Source organism: Rhodococcoides sp. S146-33, assembly GCF_059489205.1.
The window spans coordinates 1,001,412-1,017,399 of record NZ_JCAJWY010000001.1 but is presented as its reverse complement, the minus strand read 5'-3'; the positions used below and the strand labels follow the sequence as shown (position 1 = coordinate 1,017,399).

The following is a 15,988-nucleotide window of genomic DNA, read 5'->3' as shown; positions in this document are numbered from 1 at the left end:
GCTGCAAACGCCTCTCGGCGAGTGGTCGCTCGTAGCGACAAATGGGGTGAGGCCCGGGGCTTGCCAAGCGAACGCCGTCGAAAGAGTCCAACGAGGTGCCGTCGCCGACTATTCCCCGCACGTCAGCTGTGTTCGGTGATCATCACTGCCATGGTGTTCGGCTCCAACGCCTCGAAGATGTGCGGCACGTCGCCCGGATAGGCGACATAGTCGCCCGGCACCAGCTCGACCGCCTCGCCCGTCGGCCCCACCAGGGCTCGCCCTGTACTGAGCACCACATGCTCGACGACATTCGGCGAGTGCGGATCCGACCGCCTCGGCTCGCCGACGTCGGCGCTGATCAGATAGATGTCTCGGCGAGCGTTCGGCGGTGACGACGCCAGCAGCGTTGCCGTGTAGTCCGCCCTGTCCGACGCGAATCGCGGCCCCTCGCCCGCCCGGATCAGGCGGACCGACTGCTTCGCCGGCTCGACCAATCTGGAGAACGGCACGCCCAGCGTGACGCTGAGCGCCCAGAGCGTTTCGAGACTCGGATTGCCGGTTCCCGATTCCAGTTGCGACAGAGTCGATTTCGCAATCCCTGCGCGGCGGGCCACCTCGGCCAGAGAGAGGCCGACGCGTCGTCGTTCCTGCTGGAGGGCTGCGGCGATAGCTGCTATCGGTGGACCGGCATCCGCCATTCGTTCACTCCATCGGTACGTGCGTTTGATTTGACGAACAGCTTAACATCGTCCACTATAACGATCATGCGTTCGACATGGCGAACCCCTCGGGGGGTCAACATCCGCGACATCGCGTTGGTCTGTTTGGCCGACGCCCTCGTCGGAGCCTCGTTCGGTGCGATCTCCGTGGCCGCCGACCTGCCGCTGTGGCTACCGGTGGTGATGTCACTGGTGGTCTTCGCGGGCTCCTCACAATTCATCTTCGTCGGCACACTGGCCGTAGGCGGCAACCCCGTCGCCGCAGTCGCGAGCGCTCTGCTCGCCAACGTCCGTCTGGTTCCGCTCGGCTTCTCCATCGGAGCTGTGTTCGAGAACGCGTCACCGCTGAGGAGACTGCTCGGCACCCACCTCATCACCGACGAAGCTGTCGCGTTCACCGTCGCAGAAAAGGACGAAGCGAGCCGTCGAACAGCGTTCTGGTTGTGCGGAATCGGACTGTTCGTGACGTGGAACATCGGCGTTGCGATCGGCACGCTTGCCGGCGGCGCGATCACCGATACGGCGGCACTCGGACTCGATGCCGCGTTCCCGGCAATTCTGCTGGGACTGATCATGCCCGCGCTACGGGACCGAGCTACCCGCAATGCCGCCCTCGCCGGCGCGGGTATCGCCCTCGCCGCCTCGATGTTCTTGCCGAGCGGGCTGCCCGTGCTTCTTGCTCTGGTCGCGGTCGTCCCGGCCATGCTGTCGAACCCGACTGTCGCACACAAGGAGTCTGCATGAGCCTCACGATTCCCCTGATCGCCCTGATCATCGGCACCTATGCGCTCCGCATCGCGGGGCCCGCCCTGCGCACTCGAATCACCATTTCCGCGCGCATCGACACAGTGATGACCACTGCCGTCGCCGTCATCTTCGTGGCACTGGTCGCCACATCGACGCTCCTTGTCGGCACGGATTTCGCGGGATTCGCACTTCCCGCAGGCGTCGCCGTCGCCGCCCTACTCGCCTGGCGACGGGCACCGTTCGTCGTGATCGTGATCGCGGCGGCCGCAACAACAGCAGCCCTCCGCTGGGTCGGCGTCACCTGACCGAACCGCGGCACCCCAAGTCCACTAGATGAGACATTGACCCCCGAAAAGTCCACCAAATGTCACATTGAGTGCATCGGATGGGGAACACGGGTGACAGCCATCGCCCCTTCGCGGACTACCGACACGGCAACGAACCAATCGCCACCTGGGCGACCTCGCTTACTGACCAGAGCGCCCACTATTTCTCTGCATCCACGGGATTCCGCCTTTCGGCCGAATTGTGGGCGCTGACATCAGTTGACCGGCGCAGCGCGAACCGCCGACCCCCACTGGACCCACCTGACCTCGCGCACCGCTCCCCGTTCACCGACAACCCGAGTCCCCTGGATGTGACATTGACCCCCGAAAAGTCCACTCCACGTCACATTGAGTACCCCCGGGCGGGGACAATGGAGAATGAACACAATGTCTCGATGTGGGGAGCAGCAATGACCGCGCTGGATGCAGTACGACGACGTTGGCCGAAGACGATGCCACTTCAGCCGCTTCCGTCGGAGTCGTGGGCCAAGCAGGAGCCGACGTGGAAGGGTGCGAATCCCCAGGTCATCGAGTCTGCGTTGAAGCGTGCGAAGACTCGGACGTCGGGTAATTGGTTCGTTTTCGCTGCGAGTCGTGACGTGAAGGCCGACAAGCCGTTCGGTCGCTATGTCGGCACCACCGAGTTGGTTGCGTGGCGTGATTCGGTTGGCAAGGTGCACATCGGTCCGGGTGCGTGTCCGCATCTCGGGGCGGCGCTCGATACCGCGAAGATCGAGTGCGACGCGTTGGTGTGCCGGTGGCATGGGCTAGCGTTGGGTCCGAAGGGTAAGGCGGGCTGGCGGCCGGTTCCTGCGTTCGACGACGGTGTTCTGGTGTGGGTCCGGCTCGACGAGCTGGGCGGCGAGGAGCCGACGCCGGTGCCGGTGGTTCCGATCAGGCCCCCTGCGTCGACGTCCATTCCTGGTGTCGTCACGATGATCGGGAAGTGCGAACCGGACGACATCATCGCCAATCGCCTGGATCCGTGGCACGGCGCATGGTTCCATCCGTACTCGTTCGCGAGGTTGACAGTGGTCAGCGCGCCCACCGACATCGATGTTCCCGAGGAGGACGATCGCTTCCTGGTCGACGTCACGTTCCGCGTCAGTCGCGGCATCGGCGTTCCCGTTCGAGCCGAGTTCGTCTGCCCCGGCCCACGTACCATCGTCATGCGCATCCTCGACGGTGAGGGGGCGGGAAGCGTCGTCGAGACTCACGCGACTCCCCTGGCTCCTGCGCCCGACGGCACCCCGCGGACGGCGGTCATCGAGGCGACGATCGCGAGCTCGGATCGACCCGGCTTCCAGATGGCGCGCAAGGTTTCGGGATTGCTGCGTCCGGCGATGAACTTCACCGCCGCACGTCTGTGGAAAGACGACCTCGACTACGCCGAACGCCGTTACGAACTGCGCTCGACGGGTCGCGCGTGATCTAGCCTTCGACGAACGCGGCGAGTTGACCGATGACGGTTCCCCATCCGTCCTGAAAGCCCAACTCCTCGTGCATCTTTCGGTCTTCTACGTTGCGGTGCATCACGTGCGCCCGGTACTCCGTCCCGTCGGGGTGGTCGGCGAACGTGATGACCGCGGTCATGAACAGTTGCGGGGCAGGTCGCCAACCTTCGACGAGGGAGTTCGTGAACACGATGCGTTCCTGGTGTTCGACGGCGAGAAAGCACCCGTCGATGTGCGGCTCGAAGTCGCCTCCGGATTCACTCATGAGCGTTCGGAATGCCCCTCCGGGCTGCAGATCCCACGCATCCACTCGGCACAGAGTCGGCGCAGGAATCCACCATTTCTCGAATTTCGACGGGTCGGCCCACGCATCCCACACCGTCTCGCGCGAAGCCGCGATGATGCGGGAGATACTCAGGTCGAGTTCGGGATCGAAGGAAGTCATTGCTGTTCACTCTCTTTCGAGGATCGGGTGACGAACTGTTCGAGGCGGTCGGTTCTCGATTCCCACACGGACCGTTGCTGTTCCAGCCACGCGGAGGCTACGTCCAGGTTGGCCGGCTCGATCGTGCATGCGCGTACCCGTCCGGTCTTGTGGGTGCGAATCCATCCGCTGCGCTCGAGTAGATGAATGTGTTTCATGAACGACGGCAGAGTCATGTCGAATGGTTCGGCCAATTCCCCAACGGTCGCAGGCCCGGACCCCAGCCGGCCCAGTACTGCGCGTCGCGTGGGATCGGCGAGCGCCTGGAACACGTCGTCGAGAACCTCGGAATACTGAGCCATATGGCACAGTATCTCCGCAACAACACTTAGCGCAAGGGCACAGTATCGGCGGTTCGATGTGGACCCGCCGGAACCATCAGTCGAACCCGAGCTCGGCGACCCAAGCACCCCCCCACACCCAGTTGACGTAGAGAGCGCCCCTAGCCAGGACTCGAACCTCACCGCCGCCACGACCGTCCCCTCTCGGCAACACCGCCCGAAACCAGAACGAGCCTGAACCGCCCCACGACGACGACCCCTTGACTACACCCGAAACCGCTCCCAACCCGCCAGGACGCCACACAGAGACGGCAAACCAGGTTCTCAGCCCGAGGACTGGGGCCGAGACCGACCGAGGACTCCGACACTGGCACCCCAACCGAACCAAGCACGCCGGCGGACCCACCACCAGAGACACACAAAACTGGGGAGTTGCCATAACCGCAGCTCAATGCACCCACAGCATGGAACCGGGACTAACTGTGGCGTAGGCCTTACCCAGCACTGAATGTCGAGCAGACTGTGCACCGATACGTCCCGCATCGCGTTTGCCATCCGTACTGTGACGATATGAATCCGCTGACTGCGATGATCAGTCCCCTCTTTCTTGTCTACCCACCTGTAACAAATCGCGTCGCGATTTGGGTAACTGAGGATCCAGATGTTGAGAAGACCCTTAGATCGAGCGCTCTATACATGATTGCGACGCGGGCAGAAGCAACCTTCACCCCGCCCACCGATCACAACGGCGTCCTCAGCCTCGAGCTCACTACCGGAGACACACTCACGGACAGTTTCGAGTTGGACTGTGTGACTCTGGCTAATAACGCCGAGATCGACTGTGCACCTGATGACATCATCGCGACCTGGGGCCCCAAAATCATAAGGCTGTACGCAAACGCAAGTGCGGACGACATCGAATCAGGTCGAGCCGAGATGTTCGAGTGGTTCACGGCGGACAAGCTGATCTACGACGTCGGGCGGAGGAAACCTGGCATCACCGGTCTCACACGACATCGGGAGTTCGCCACCTACAAGCTGCTCTACGTGGGAATCGCAAAGAACACTGATACCTACGAACGTCTGTTTGCTGGTGCCCACGCAAAGCGCCAGAAGATCCTCGGTAGTGAGGATCCGATCCGAACAGGATCCCAAATAACGGACGAGATGCTCTTATTCGCCTGGGCAGCAGACCCGCTCGTGGCGAAGGAAATCGAGACACCGGAAGACTATTTCGACACCCAGCATCAGGATTGGGTCGCCCACTACAAGGCGGTGATCGCCGACGCAGAGAAAGCATTCGTGAGCCTACTCAAACCGCAGTACAACGACGTGCAGTTTACGAAATACCCCAAGGGGGCCGATGGGCTATACGACTATCACTACAACGGACACAGCTTTGCCATCGCCGAGAACTACACATTCCAAGGCCCAACAGTCTCCATGTACGGCTCTTGGTCAGGCTTCGAGAATATGGCAGGTAACGACGCAGATGCGATCTGCATTAGCGGAGATAGCGTCACCCTGTACCAAGACCCAACGCACCACACAACGGACAAGGCAGCAACCCCTGATGCCCACACAGGCGACTAATGCCACCGCGATTTCGCGTGACATTCTGGCACTATGACACCAAGCCACTATCTCGGTCCCGATAAGCCTCGATTCGCGCCTTCCACCTGGAATGAGATCGAGATCGCCGCTGCCGCCGGAATCCTGAACGAAGGCCGATGGGTCGAGCTCAAGAAAGAGATCCCCGCAACCAACAAAACCACCAACAAAGAACTCGCGAAAGACCTCGCGTCTCTGAGCGTCGATGGAGGCACCCTCATCATCGGTATCGAAGAGATTGCCGCAGGTGTGGCCGGCGAAGTGGTCGGTGCCGATCTCGGCTCCCTACAGATCCGGATCAACCAAGTCAGCCAATCGACAATTAGGCCACCCCTTCATGTCTCGACCAGCACCTTCCCGAAGCCAGATGACCCCGGCCTCGGCGTGATGGTCGTAACGGTCCCCGCCTCGGCAAGCGCACCCCACATGGTCGACGGGAACTACTGGGGCCGGACCGAACACGGCAAGTCGCCACTCTCGGACGATCAAGTGCGTCGACTGATGGAGAACCGGCGTCCCGCGGTGGAGGAGTTCAGAGCCCGACTCGCCGCGGTCGGCGAGGATCTCGACGCACTCGATGCAACATTGCGCCGGAGCGGGCAACTCGTCCTACGCTTCGAGCCGATCGCCCCGTCCTACTCAGGGCCTGTCTCGGATGCGATGACCGGACACCCCAGCCATACGATCACCGAGCTGACCACAGGCATGCCGCGCATACACCAACCGTTTCTGTCAGATGCAGATCAGAAATATCCCCATTCCGACGGCTGGTTTGCCACATCATTGAGGAAGCACGAGACCCATGTCTCACCACAGCCCAGGGGGTCGGTCCTGGTCGAAAAGACTAGGGTATCGGTCCTGGTCGATGACGAGGGCGCATGGAGCATCGTGTCCGGCGGAGCCACCAGGCCGGCTGGGAACGACCCCGACGGTGCACTGTGCGTTTACACCAAACACATCCTCGAACTGACACATGTTGCCTGCGCCGCCGTTGCTAAGTTCTCTACCGATAAAGCGCCCTACTACGGAGAATGGCGAGTCGGCGTTCTCATCGACAACCTGGAGGACAAGAAGCCGGCCGAGGCTTTCCCCCACACCCTCTCTCGATTCGCCGACGTGGAACCTTTCAAACGATCCACATACGAATCGGTGACTACAACCAGCACTCAGGAGCTTGAAGACCAGCCGAGCCAGGTCGTGGAAAGGCTCCTCAAGAATCTGCTGCGCGGAATGGGATTGGACCACTACTACTTTCCCTACACCGACCTAGCCGACAGGATCTCAACCTACTAGCTGGACCGATGATGACACACCGGTCGAAGTCGAAGACTGGATCGATCTTTCGGCTCATCCGCAACGACGGAACACCCCACGACAGCACCACCGAGAACAACGAACGGACACCTCGATGACCAGCCCCACACCCCCGCCGGGATGGCACCCAGACCCTAGCGAACCAGGACTGATCAGGTACTGGGACGGAACCCAGTGGACCGAACACACGCAACCCGCCGCCGAGTCGACAGCAGAGGAACCAGCTCCCACCGGTGCCGCTGAACCCGGCCAGCCCGACCGGGCAGGCGTCCCTCGTGCGGTCAAGATCGTCGGCGGCATCGTCGCGGCGTTCGTTGTGATCGGCGTGCTCGGTACCGTGTTCGGCGACGACGAGTCCGCGGACGACTCTCAGGCTGCTGCACCGTCCACGACGTCGAGCGCCGCAGCCCAACAGTCGTCCACGCGCGCCCCGTCGACAACCACACCGCCGGCCACCACCGTGCAGCCGAGTACGACCACGACCACCACGTCAGCTGTGGCCGCTGCTCCCCCGGCTCCCGCGACGTATACATCCGATCCGCGATGCGCCCCCGCGAATCAGTCACTCGTGGATCTGGTGTCCTCCGGCTTCTCCGAATCCGGCCTGACCCTGACCAACGGCACCGTCATCGACTCCGGCGACTACACCTACATCGGCGGAACCACCCTCGACTCCATAGGTCGTGTCGAGAACCGATCCGATGTCTGGGTCATCGCCAACGGCACCGTCTACTCCTCGACCGGAGGAGCTCGGAACACCACGAGCTGGCCACGAGCCAGCTCCGAATTGGATGTTTCCCCCGGCGACCCCGACGTCCAGGCTCTCGACGCCTGCGTCGTAGACCTCACCCGATGACGCCGCCCTCAGGAGACGCTCCAGGGTCGGCCGAGAGCATTCTGCAACTGCCTCCGGACCAGAGCCAGGTGTGGACGCGAAACACCTACCTGGTTCGAGCCTGCGAGCTCGTCCTGGCCCGCACGGTCGACCCCGTACCGAACAGCGCCCTCGATCGGGTCGACGCCATCTACCACTGGGAGAAGGTTTCGGTCTGGACGCGCAGTTACCTGCTCTCCTCGGCCGAGAACCTGTCACTGTGGGCCGATCTGGTAGCACCCTATGAATTCAGGCCAGGTGCCATGAACAGAGTGCGGACGCGGCCGTATCTGCTGCTCGCGCGGTCCGGACTCGAAGCGGCCGCTCACGCCCTCTGGATCCTCGACCTCACATCTTTCGAGGAGTGCGTACAACGACACGTCCGGCTCATGCACCACGACTTCAAAATGCACAAGAAAGCACTGGTAGCCAGAAAGAGTGATCCGAGCCGAATCGAGCAACGGATCACCGATCTCGTATCCCGCGCAGCGGATCTCACGTTCGAGACGACACCGACGCGCAAGCCGCCCGGCTATGAAGATCTGGTGCGCGGCGCTGCGGAGTCCACAGGCAGCGACCCGAACGAGTGGGCGTATCTGTGGAACGCAGCCAGTGGAGCTGGCCACGGACAAAACTGGTTCGGTCTCGAGGGCTTCGACCTGGTCCCCACAGAGGAGTACGAGCCAGGTCATTTTCGGACCACCTCGATTCCGGACCCCGTCTACATCACAGATACCGTCGACGCTGCAGTTCGCGCTTTGCTGCGAGGAACAATGCGATGGCTGGAGCTGGGTGGCCACGACGAAAAGATGATCGGTGCAGTGGCACCGGAAATATTCGCCAAAATGCCGAAGACATCCGACGATCTGGGCTCCTAGGGCGATTGAACCAGCCGCCACCAAATCCCTCGTGCGTACCCAACCCCGAGCCGAGGGGTCTAATCTCCTCGGCACGGGGCTTCGCAGCGCTCATAAGCCGTAAAGCCGTCTAGCTAGATCGACGCGCGGCCAAACCTGCTCGAGCAGCTCACTTGGGGGGCGTGCACGCCCACAGAAGCGCTATCGCCGGACGGCACGGCTGTCGATGAACATCACTCCGGCGCCGCTCGTAGGCTCCTCAGTGTCGCCGTCGCCCGGATACAGCACCTCGGAATCGGTCGAGCCGTACACCCACGTGCCATTGATTTCATTGTCACCGAGTAGACGAGGCGTGAAACTGACCAGGTCAGCTTCGAGATCTCGGGGTCCGTATCGGGTGTCCCCACCCTTCGGGGCCTGGTCGATCAGCGAGTCCAGCGCCCCATCCCGAGTGAGCTGCTCACCTCGTGCAGCGGCGGACAGCCGCAACAGCTGTGGCCACCCGGCCCGACCACAGCGATCGAGCTCGTCGAAGAAGTCGACCAACCGCGTTGGAACAGTCCCAGAAGTTGCGGAGAAGTACACCAACGGCCCTACCTTGATGCTGCGTCGAGCTGCGTTCCGGCAGGTGTACCGGACTAGGAGGCGTGTGTGCTTGGCCGGTTCCGGGCCTGTCGGGTTCACGGCCAGAGCAACCCCGACGTCCGCTGCGGTCAGAACGAACATCCAATCGGCGAACCAACTGTGCCGCTTACGTCCCCGCTGGAACGCGATCTCGGCGACGTCCGCACCTCTCGATGCCGCGTTCGCCACCAGCAAGCCGCGCCAGCGAGGGGCGGGGTAAACGTAGAACGGCTGCTCACCCAACGGCCGCTGCAGGTAGCGCCACAGTTGGCGAACATCAATGTTCACGTCGTGGTGTTCACCGTCACGGCCGTGATTGGTGGCGGTTTTAATTTCCAACCTGACGGCTTTTCCGGGACGAGCGGGAATCGACCCGATTGACACGTCCTCCCCGAGGGCGGGCCACCATAGCGACGCCCACGTCTTGTACCGGTAGTTGACGTATTGGCTGACCCAGTGTTCGAGCGTCTTCTCGGGGATCGTGACTTCACTGTTGGCCATCACCGGCGAGCGTAGAGCAGACCACCCTGCCTCCGCTGGCATCATGAAAGCTCGGGGCGTCGCACGGCAATCTCTCTATCCATCCATGGTGGGCTCTCTCGCTCCACCAGGCCAAGCACACAGGCGAATGCACCCGGACGCTGTCGATGTTTGGATCATGCACACGTGCCCTGCCCTCCAGGACAGAGGACGGGGCACGTGTGCCATCGGGTTCGAGGCGGCGAGGACGGTCAGCCGCTACCAACTGGCTTCGATGGACAGGTTCAGCAGATGACTTGGGCGTTAGCTCCGGCGGTGTAGGTCTCGGCGTAGTGCTGCCCGTTCGGGTGCTTGAGGTGGACCTGGAAGTACACGCACGTGGCACCCGGTGCGTAGACCTGCATGCTGTAGCTCGATCCGGTTCCGTAGTCGACCTCGTTCAGCGCTGAGTAGTTGGCGGTCCAGATGCTCTTGATGGCCGCACCTCCAGCTGGGTTGTTTCGCACTCGAATCCAGTTGGTCGAGCAACTGTGCGAGTAGTAGACGTCCACGTAGGACACGACTTGACCGGATTCGGTCTCGATACCGCGAGTTGCGACCAGCGAGGCGTTCTGGTTGCACCCTGTGGTGGCCGGGTTGGTGCCGTTGTGTTGGGAGCCGGCCGAAGCAGACCCGGTGCCGAGCCCCAGCGCCGCGATGGTGAAGCAGGCGATGAGCCATACAGCAAACCAGTGCCGCCGGCGGTGGGGCGAATGTTGCCGAGAAGTGTGGGAAGCGCTGTCTGTCGGTGTGGTTGAGGTCGAACTAGTTGTCATGTCGTTCTCTTTCTCACGGTTGAGCCGGATTGCTCGAACGTTGCGTAACCGACCATCACCGACCAAACGTCCATCTACCTCGGTGGATGGACGGTATAGATGGTGAAGGATGGTTGTTCTGGCACATCATTAAGGGGCGGGCACGACAAGCGGGGGTGGCAGGGATGAACAACGATCAATACAGCAATGAGGAGGACTCGGTCGATGAGTTTCTCGGAGATCTGCGCATGCTCCGCGACAGGCACAATCCGCCTCGTTCGTTCAAGGGGATCGCGCAAACCGCTGGGCAGCGCGGTATGCCCACCAGTCACGGGTCGATGCACAACGTGTACCGGGCGATCGATCTCCCGACCGAAGGTGCCCTTCGCTCCTATGTAGTCGCGCTGGCAGGCAGAGACGCGGTCGAGTCGTGGGTCACGCGTCGGGAATCGCTCAGCCACGGAGCATCGGGGACTGGCGAGTCCGACCAAGCGCCGGCCCACGCGGCATCCGGTCAGCACCCAGCGGAAGTGCCTCGCTCGGATCGGCGACCTGGTCGGTGGTGGTGGATCACCGCGGTGGCCGTTCTGGTTCTGAGCAATGTGACCACGGGATTAGTCGTCGCCAGGTCTACACAGTCCACCGGGCCCGACACCGATAGCAATTCGTTGCTCCCTGTCACCGGTACCGACCCTGGTACACAGCCCGAATGTTTGGAGGATGTGGTTGTTGCAGCGAGCTCGAACGAGGGCCAGTTCCTACTCAAGCTGCTTTACTCCGCCACGTGTCAGAGCGCATGGGGGAAGGTCGATCGAACCGACAACCGGGGTGAAGGCAACACGATCAGCCTGACCGCGAATCTGCGCGCGGAGCCCGAAGGACCCTCGACTCAGCGTGCCGTCGAATCCGACGTTCAATCTGCGTACACCGCGCTCATCGTTCGCGAGGATGCCGCCGACCGGATCTGCGTCAGCGGGGCTGTCACCGTTGGTTCAGAGACCATCGAAGCTTCACGGCCGCTGTGCAACTAATTATGGGTTCGCATTGATGTCATCCCACGCGTCTAACGCGTGTTGGAAAGCCGCCACAGCGCCCAATTCCGTGGGAGCAGCGCACAGCGAAATTGTGGCCCTAGCAAGCGACGCGATCGCAAGATCCCCCAGATCCAGGAGAGCGTCATCGCCACCACTCAGCAGAGCAAGCACCGTGGTAGCCATCATTTTGGGATGTTCCAGGACCTCGGCGGGCTGAGGCTGGCCCAACTCGATCAGGGGCAGAGTCTCGAGAAACATTGGTACGGCGAACGCCACCCTCGGATTGACTGCGCTCATGCCATGAAGGTTAGCAATCGCCCGAACACCGGATGTTCCGGAGAATCTCCGTCTCGTCGCCTCGGCTGAGCGAGTAGCCGTAGTCGCAATGCTCAACTCCGTCGACGACCACACGTACGAGCCTGGCACAGCAACCGGGGCGAAGCCCGTATCGAGCGCCCTGCCCCACCCCATGGAACGTAATCCGCCAGCGCGCGGTATCCGCACGTTCGGTCGGTCAGCGCTCCTTGCCCACCATGCCGTTCATTGACCACGCCGTCCCCGTACGCCTGGCCACTTCGTCAGTCGGACTGTCCGCTGTCTTCGCCGCTGGGCCGGGTGCCGTTTGCGGGGCGGTTACCCCCGCCTCCCGGTGGTGGCGGGGGTGGATCGGACTCGACACGGGGACGTCGGGCAACGGGTCGATAGCCCCTCTCCTCAGTGTCTGAGGTGTCCAACCGATGCGTCACCGGGCCCTCGCCTGTTTCGTTGCTCATGATGAACCGGTTCCCGCAGCTGCCGGTGCCTGACGAGACACCCCTGCAGGGCCTGCGGGGGCCGGAGGGGGGGTGCCGGTCGTGTTTCGGTCTCTTACTACTGGGGTGTATCCGCCGTTTCGTGGAGGCAGCCATCCACGACCGCGTTTGCGTAGCTGGGGCTCGATTGTGTGCGCTCCATTGTTCGAGGCAGCCGAATCGCTCATCAGTTCGCTCCTTCGCTGGTGCTGTCCGATCCATTGTGCCCGTTATCCGCCGGACCGGTATTACGAACGCGCTGGACCAGCTGAGCATCGGAACAGTCGATCCAGACACCCTCCGAGCCGGTCACCGGTCCCCCGAACTGGCCGTTGGTGTCAATGGCGTATGCGGTCTCGAGAAATATTTCGCGCGCCTCCGGGTAGCCGGTGAAAAACCCCGTCACACCGACTCGCCCGCCGCACCAGTCTCCGCTCTTGGTCAGAACACGAACGAAGTCGTCGTCCGTCGTAGTACGAAACCCGAAGTCCCACGCCGTCGGTGTGGGGTCGTACGACCTCATCCGCTCTTTCCATTCCAGTTCCGGATGAACCCTCCTCTGTTTCCAGAAAGCTTCGCCGAAACCCAGGACCGTCGGAACGACGAACACCAGACAGAACGCCCATACAGCGTGAGCTCGAACATCCTCAGTCAGTGTGTCCTCCGGTGCGCGCACTACCCGAATCAACGATTCGCCCAGGACGGCGATGTAGAACAGCGCCAACGCACCCGACACCGAGATCGCGCGTAGCACCCGAACACTCAGCTCCCGCTCTGCCGGCACCGGACCCAGAATGCTGCGGCGTACCCCCTGCCATACGAAACCGGGGACGATGACCAGTAACACGGTCAACGCCTGCTGCCAGTTCACCAGCACTGCGTACCACCGTCTCTTTCTAAGACAACTTTCATAGGACCATTCTCGCGTGCTGACCGACGTTGTCGGCAGCCCGAAATGTCGTTCTCCCCCACTATCATTGACCGTCAGCGGCAGCCGGGAGCGGTGGCCCCCACAGCCGGGTCATGGTTTTGGCGGCAGCGGGTCGAGCAACCGATGCGCGGTATCCCCGATGTCCGCACTGTTAGCGAGTTGCATGCACACTTGCACGCGCCTCTGCCAGCGCATTTGCTTGCAACGGTTCGACCGCCCCATCGCTCAATCGCGAGACCTTCCGATCTCTTGCGCTTACAGAGTTGTTGCAGTCGAAGCTATCGTCGTCGCTCAAGGTGTCACACGCCGAGGCGTACAGCAGTCTCAGGCTCTGCGAAATCCCCAATCCGACCACTGCCAGCCGTTTCCCGCCCGCCCTGAGGGCACGACGTCAGCTCTGGCCGAGACCAAGGCCAGAACTGACGTCATTCATTCTGCGCGACAAACCGTTCGACGTGAGAAGAACTCGATGTGGGCTACCGGATCCACATTCTCACGACGTTATCGTCTGTCCCGTGCCGCTGAGCCATCGGATCCAGCCTCGCTCGAAGTTGACCTGTTTGCCACCGGCGACGTCGAATTCATCGCTCGTCGGGAAGCCAAACCGTCCGCCTTCGTACCCTTCCTGCCCGTAGCGCACGAAGATCGCACCGTGGACCAGATGAGCCCGCCCGACAGGAAACCCGAGATAGATGTTTCCGTTGACAAATCTATTGAACCGTCCCTGGCGATTGGCGGTACCGAGTTCCCCGCTCGACGGCCAGCTCATCGGTCCGCTGGGACCGCCGGTGGATTCGTACTTCTGACCGATTGAGCCGAAGGTTTCCCAAGCTCCTGAGCCCGCCTTTCCTCCGAGGTGATCGTATTCGTCACTGGTCGGGTACCCCCATGGCCCTTCTTCGTAGCCGGTTGCGTTCCACTTCTGCTGGGAGGACTCCCCAAATAGGATGTGCTCCGGTCTGCGACGACCAGTACATGACGCCACCTTGGAAGAGTTGGCCGCGTCCTTGGTACTTGTTGAGGTCCAGTTCGTCACCGACCGGATACTTGAGCGCGCCGCCCTCATACCCCAGTCCTGCCCACTTCTGGCCGATTACGCCGCCGATTCCGTGTGCGCCCGACGCTGCGGACCAGTAGATGGTGTTGCTGACCTGACCTTTCTTGAACTCCTGCCGCTTGCCGAACCCATCGGGGTTCGTGAACTCGTCCGATGCCGGGTAGCCGAGGTATCCGCCTTCGTACCGCGCCTGGGCCCACTTGTCACCGATTGCGCCACCGATGGGGTAGCGTCGGCGAGGTCCTTGAAAAAGCGGGCGACGGGCCACCGCTCGAAACCACTCTTCTCGTAGACCGACCGCGCCGGCGCATGACCGGGATCGTCACCGGTCTCGACCATTACCGTTCGCATTTCGGCGGATCTCACTCGTGCGAAAGACCGATCGAGGAGCGCCATTCCGACGCCGGCTCGCTGCTGAGCTGGGTCGACCACCAGGACGTACACCTCACCCATGTCGTCATTCGGGTGCAGGCGGGTACAGACCCAGCCGACCGGCGTGTCACCGTCCACGGCCACGTCCACGCTCTCGGGTTCGTCGTCGACGACGGATGCGAGATCGTCGTACTGACGCGCCTGCCACCCCTGGGGATAGAAGCAGTCATACACGAACGACGGGACCGCCTCCTGCACGAGCGGAAACACCGGTTCCCATGCGCGAAGTGACAGCGCAAGCACCTCGGCTCGGTACTGCTCGTGGTACGGCACTATGGTCATCACCAGTGTGAGTGTAAGCGGTGGTGGAGTCCGCGACCGATCATTGTCAGCCAGTCGGGCCACGAACCCGACCCCTGCTGCGCCGCAGCACTATTGAAGCTGAAAATTTCTCGAGAAGCTGCCCTAAGACTCTTGGCACTCCAAGGGTGAGAGTGCTAATTTCTGTTCTGCACAGTTGAGGAGCGACTCACCACAGGGGTGAGCGCATCTGAGTACAGGAGGTGGTTGCTGTGCTTCGATTCGATCCGTTCCGTGACGTCGATTCACTGGCCTCGGCAATGCTGGGTGTCTCTTCCGGTTCGGACCGCGCCCCACGGTTCATGCCGATGGATCTGTACAAGGTCGATGATCACTACGTACTCAGTGCCGACCTGCCCGGCATCGACCCGGGATCCATCGACGTCGACGTCGATCGCGGCACCCTGACGCTCACCGCTCATCGCTCGGCACCGGAAAGCTCAGGTGTGCAGTGGATTTCGTCGGAACGCTTCGCCGGAACCTATCGTCGCCAGGTCTCCCTCGGTGACGGCATCGACACCGAGCGTATCGCTGCGTCCTACGACAACGGCGTTCTGTCGGTGACGATTCCGCTCGCAGAGCGTGCGAAGCCTCGGAAGATCGACATCGCTCGCACCGAATCGACCAACGAGCAGAAGTCCATCGAACACGAGCCGGCCTGAACCGACCACGACACGGCAGTGGGGTTGATGCGCAATGGAATCCGATGCAGTGGTGTGGAGAGAATCGACCGACCGTGAGCACTGGTGGCGCACGGTGGTAGGTGCCGAGGCGAGCATAAGGGAGTGCTCGACGGCGGATGTGCTCGATCAGTGTCGAGCCGAGCCTCTCGACGACGATCTCTATCCGCACATCCAGCACGCAGCATGACGAGAGGGCCGGCCCCGAACACCCGG

At 62.2% G+C, this 15,988-nt stretch carries 19 protein-coding genes and 1 pseudogene; 10 read left to right on the top strand and 10 right to left on the bottom strand.

The features are described from left to right. Nucleotides 1-122: 122 nt before the first annotated feature. Complete coding sequence (locus AC5WEY_RS04870) at nt 123-680, bottom strand: helix-turn-helix domain-containing protein (protein ID WP_057478448.1); 558 nt, start codon at nt 678-680, stop codon at nt 123-125. A 66-nt stretch (nt 681-746) separates the two neighbouring features. Here AC5WEY_RS04870 and AC5WEY_RS04865 point away from each other — a divergent pair, with 66 nt between their 5' ends. The 3 genes from AC5WEY_RS04865 (at nt 747) to AC5WEY_RS04855 (ending at nt 3,204) form a co-directional block, all read left to right on the top strand. Beyond that, entirely contained in the window at nt 747-1,445 is a 699-nt protein-coding gene (locus AC5WEY_RS04865) for an AzlC family ABC transporter permease (protein WP_495644909.1), read from the top strand. Then, nucleotides 1,442-1,753, top strand: coding sequence for an AzlD domain-containing protein (locus AC5WEY_RS04860; RefSeq protein ID WP_495644908.1), 312 nt, complete (start codon nt 1,442-1,444; stop codon nt 1,751-1,753). Before AC5WEY_RS04865 ends, AC5WEY_RS04860 begins: the two co-directional genes overlap by 4 nt. A gap of 431 nt (nt 1,754-2,184) precedes the next feature. Further along, nucleotides 2,185-3,204: a Rieske (2Fe-2S) protein gene (locus tag AC5WEY_RS04855; RefSeq protein ID WP_495644907.1), complete on the top strand. Its 1,020-nt coding sequence runs from the start codon at nt 2,185-2,187 to the stop codon at nt 3,202-3,204. A 1-nt stretch (nt 3,205) separates the two neighbouring features. On the opposite strand, the gene AC5WEY_RS04850 is transcribed toward AC5WEY_RS04855, so the two are convergent. Both AC5WEY_RS04850 and AC5WEY_RS04845 read right to left on the bottom strand, forming a co-directional pair. Next, the gene (locus AC5WEY_RS04850; protein WP_495644906.1) at nt 3,206-3,673 is read right to left on the bottom strand and encodes an SRPBCC family protein; all 468 of its coding nucleotides are present in this window, start codon (nt 3,671-3,673) and stop codon (nt 3,206-3,208) included. After that, the gene (locus AC5WEY_RS04845; protein ID WP_283310853.1) at nt 3,670-4,014 is read right to left on the bottom strand and encodes an ArsR/SmtB family transcription factor; all 345 of its coding nucleotides are present in this window, start codon (nt 4,012-4,014) and stop codon (nt 3,670-3,672) included. The genes AC5WEY_RS04850 and AC5WEY_RS04845 overlap by 4 nt, the downstream gene beginning before the upstream one ends. A 549-nt stretch (nt 4,015-4,563) precedes the next feature. Here AC5WEY_RS04845 and AC5WEY_RS04840 point away from each other — a divergent pair. From AC5WEY_RS04840 to AC5WEY_RS04825, 4 genes are all read left to right on the top strand, one after another. After that, complete coding sequence (locus AC5WEY_RS04840) at nt 4,564-5,586, top strand: hypothetical protein (protein ID WP_495644905.1); 1,023 nt, start codon at nt 4,564-4,566, stop codon at nt 5,584-5,586. Nucleotides 5,587-5,619: 33 nt separating this feature from the next. Further along, entirely contained in the window at nt 5,620-6,897 is a 1,278-nt protein-coding gene (locus AC5WEY_RS04835) for an AlbA family DNA-binding domain-containing protein (protein ID WP_495644904.1), read from the top strand. Between the two features lie 115 nt (nt 6,898-7,012). Beyond that, the gene (locus tag AC5WEY_RS04830) at nt 7,013-7,774 is read left to right on the top strand and encodes a DUF2510 domain-containing protein (RefSeq protein WP_495644903.1); all 762 of its coding nucleotides are present in this window, start codon (nt 7,013-7,015) and stop codon (nt 7,772-7,774) included. Continuing rightward, entirely contained in the window at nt 7,771-8,670 is a 900-nt protein-coding gene (locus AC5WEY_RS04825) for a hypothetical protein (protein WP_495644902.1), read from the top strand. Before AC5WEY_RS04830 ends, AC5WEY_RS04825 begins: the two co-directional genes overlap by 4 nt. 180 nt (nt 8,671-8,850) lie before the next feature. Here AC5WEY_RS04825 and AC5WEY_RS04820 read toward each other — a convergent pair whose 3' ends face one another. Both AC5WEY_RS04820 and AC5WEY_RS04815 read right to left on the bottom strand, forming a co-directional pair. Then, a complete protein-coding gene (locus AC5WEY_RS04820) occupies nt 8,851-9,774 on the bottom strand; it encodes a hypothetical protein (protein WP_495644901.1) in 924 nt (307 codons plus the stop codon). Nucleotides 9,775-10,037: 263 nt separating this feature from the next. Beyond that, nucleotides 10,038-10,568, bottom strand: a complete 531-nt coding sequence (locus AC5WEY_RS04815) for a DUF2690 domain-containing protein (RefSeq protein WP_495644900.1) — start codon at nt 10,566-10,568, stop codon at nt 10,038-10,040. Nucleotides 10,569-10,732: 164 nt separating this feature from the next. On the opposite strand from AC5WEY_RS04815, the gene AC5WEY_RS04810 reads away from it, so the two are divergent. Next, complete coding sequence (locus tag AC5WEY_RS04810) at nt 10,733-11,578, top strand: DUF2690 domain-containing protein (protein ID WP_495644899.1); 846 nt, start codon at nt 10,733-10,735, stop codon at nt 11,576-11,578. Here AC5WEY_RS04810 and AC5WEY_RS04805 read toward each other — a convergent pair whose 3' ends face one another. From AC5WEY_RS04805 to AC5WEY_RS04785, 5 genes and pseudogenes are all read right to left on the bottom strand, one after another. After that, nucleotides 11,579-11,878 (bottom strand): hypothetical protein, encoded by a 300-nt coding sequence (locus AC5WEY_RS04805; RefSeq protein WP_495644898.1) that lies wholly within the window; start codon nt 11,876-11,878, stop codon nt 11,579-11,581. Between the two features lie 681 nt (nt 11,879-12,559). Then, nucleotides 12,560-13,243 (bottom strand): DUF6338 family protein, encoded by a 684-nt coding sequence (locus tag AC5WEY_RS04800; RefSeq protein ID WP_495644897.1) that lies wholly within the window; start codon nt 13,241-13,243, stop codon nt 12,560-12,562. Between the two features lie 553 nt (nt 13,244-13,796). Continuing rightward, nucleotides 13,797-14,072, bottom strand: coding sequence for an LGFP repeat-containing protein (locus tag AC5WEY_RS04795; protein WP_495644896.1), 276 nt, complete (start codon nt 14,070-14,072; stop codon nt 13,797-13,799). Between the two features lie 100 nt (nt 14,073-14,172). Next, on the bottom strand, nt 14,173-14,628 hold the full coding sequence (locus tag AC5WEY_RS04790) for an LGFP repeat-containing protein (RefSeq protein WP_495644895.1): 456 nt from the start codon (nt 14,626-14,628) through the stop codon (nt 14,173-14,175). A 44-nt stretch (nt 14,629-14,672) separates the two neighbouring features. Continuing rightward, a pseudogene (locus AC5WEY_RS04785) lies at nt 14,673-15,074 on the bottom strand (GNAT family N-acetyltransferase); the annotation flags it as partial. Nucleotides 15,075-15,304: 230 nt separating this feature from the next. On the opposite strand from AC5WEY_RS04785, the gene AC5WEY_RS04780 reads away from it, so the two are divergent. Both AC5WEY_RS04780 and AC5WEY_RS04775 read left to right on the top strand, forming a co-directional pair. Then, nucleotides 15,305-15,754 carry an Hsp20/alpha crystallin family protein gene (locus AC5WEY_RS04780; RefSeq protein WP_495644894.1) on the top strand — a complete coding sequence of 150 codons (450 nt, stop codon included), beginning with the start codon at nt 15,305-15,307 and terminating at the stop codon, nt 15,752-15,754. Between the two features lie 34 nt (nt 15,755-15,788). Continuing rightward, complete coding sequence (locus tag AC5WEY_RS04775) at nt 15,789-15,962, top strand: hypothetical protein (RefSeq protein ID WP_495644893.1); 174 nt, start codon at nt 15,789-15,791, stop codon at nt 15,960-15,962. Nucleotides 15,963-15,988: the final 26 nt, after the last annotated feature.

Excerpts from the sequence above, each read along its gene's own strand:
- AC5WEY_RS04870 (WP_057478448.1), bottom strand. The coding sequence starts at position 680 with ATGGCGGATGCCGGTCCACCGATAGCAGCTATCGCCGCAGCCCTCCAG.
- AC5WEY_RS04865 (WP_495644909.1), top strand. The coding sequence starts at position 747 with ATGCGTTCGACATGGCGAACCCCTCGGGGGGTCAACATCCGCGACATC.
- AC5WEY_RS04860 (WP_495644908.1), top strand. The coding sequence starts at position 1,442 with ATGAGCCTCACGATTCCCCTGATCGCCCTGATCATCGGCACCTATGCG.
- AC5WEY_RS04855 (WP_495644907.1), top strand. The coding sequence starts at position 2,185 with ATGACCGCGCTGGATGCAGTACGACGACGTTGGCCGAAGACGATGCCA.
- AC5WEY_RS04850 (WP_495644906.1), bottom strand. The coding sequence starts at position 3,673 with ATGACTTCCTTCGATCCCGAACTCGACCTGAGTATCTCCCGCATCATC.
- AC5WEY_RS04845 (WP_283310853.1), bottom strand. The coding sequence starts at position 4,014 with ATGGCTCAGTATTCCGAGGTTCTCGACGACGTGTTCCAGGCGCTCGCC.
- AC5WEY_RS04840 (WP_495644905.1), top strand. The coding sequence starts at position 4,564 with ATGAATCCGCTGACTGCGATGATCAGTCCCCTCTTTCTTGTCTACCCA.
- AC5WEY_RS04835 (WP_495644904.1), top strand. The coding sequence starts at position 5,620 with ATGACACCAAGCCACTATCTCGGTCCCGATAAGCCTCGATTCGCGCCT.
- AC5WEY_RS04830 (WP_495644903.1), top strand. The coding sequence starts at position 7,013 with ATGACCAGCCCCACACCCCCGCCGGGATGGCACCCAGACCCTAGCGAA.
- AC5WEY_RS04825 (WP_495644902.1), top strand. The coding sequence starts at position 7,771 with ATGACGCCGCCCTCAGGAGACGCTCCAGGGTCGGCCGAGAGCATTCTG.
- AC5WEY_RS04820 (WP_495644901.1), bottom strand. The coding sequence starts at position 9,774 with ATGGCCAACAGTGAAGTCACGATCCCCGAGAAGACGCTCGAACACTGG.
- AC5WEY_RS04815 (WP_495644900.1), bottom strand. The coding sequence starts at position 10,568 with ATGACAACTAGTTCGACCTCAACCACACCGACAGACAGCGCTTCCCAC.
- AC5WEY_RS04810 (WP_495644899.1), top strand. The coding sequence starts at position 10,733 with ATGAACAACGATCAATACAGCAATGAGGAGGACTCGGTCGATGAGTTT.
- AC5WEY_RS04805 (WP_495644898.1), bottom strand. The coding sequence starts at position 11,878 with ATGAGCGCAGTCAATCCGAGGGTGGCGTTCGCCGTACCAATGTTTCTC.
- AC5WEY_RS04795 (WP_495644896.1), bottom strand. The coding sequence starts at position 14,072 with ATGAGCTGGCCGTCGAGCGGGGAACTCGGTACCGCCAATCGCCAGGGA.
- AC5WEY_RS04775 (WP_495644893.1), top strand. The coding sequence starts at position 15,789 with ATGGAATCCGATGCAGTGGTGTGGAGAGAATCGACCGACCGTGAGCAC.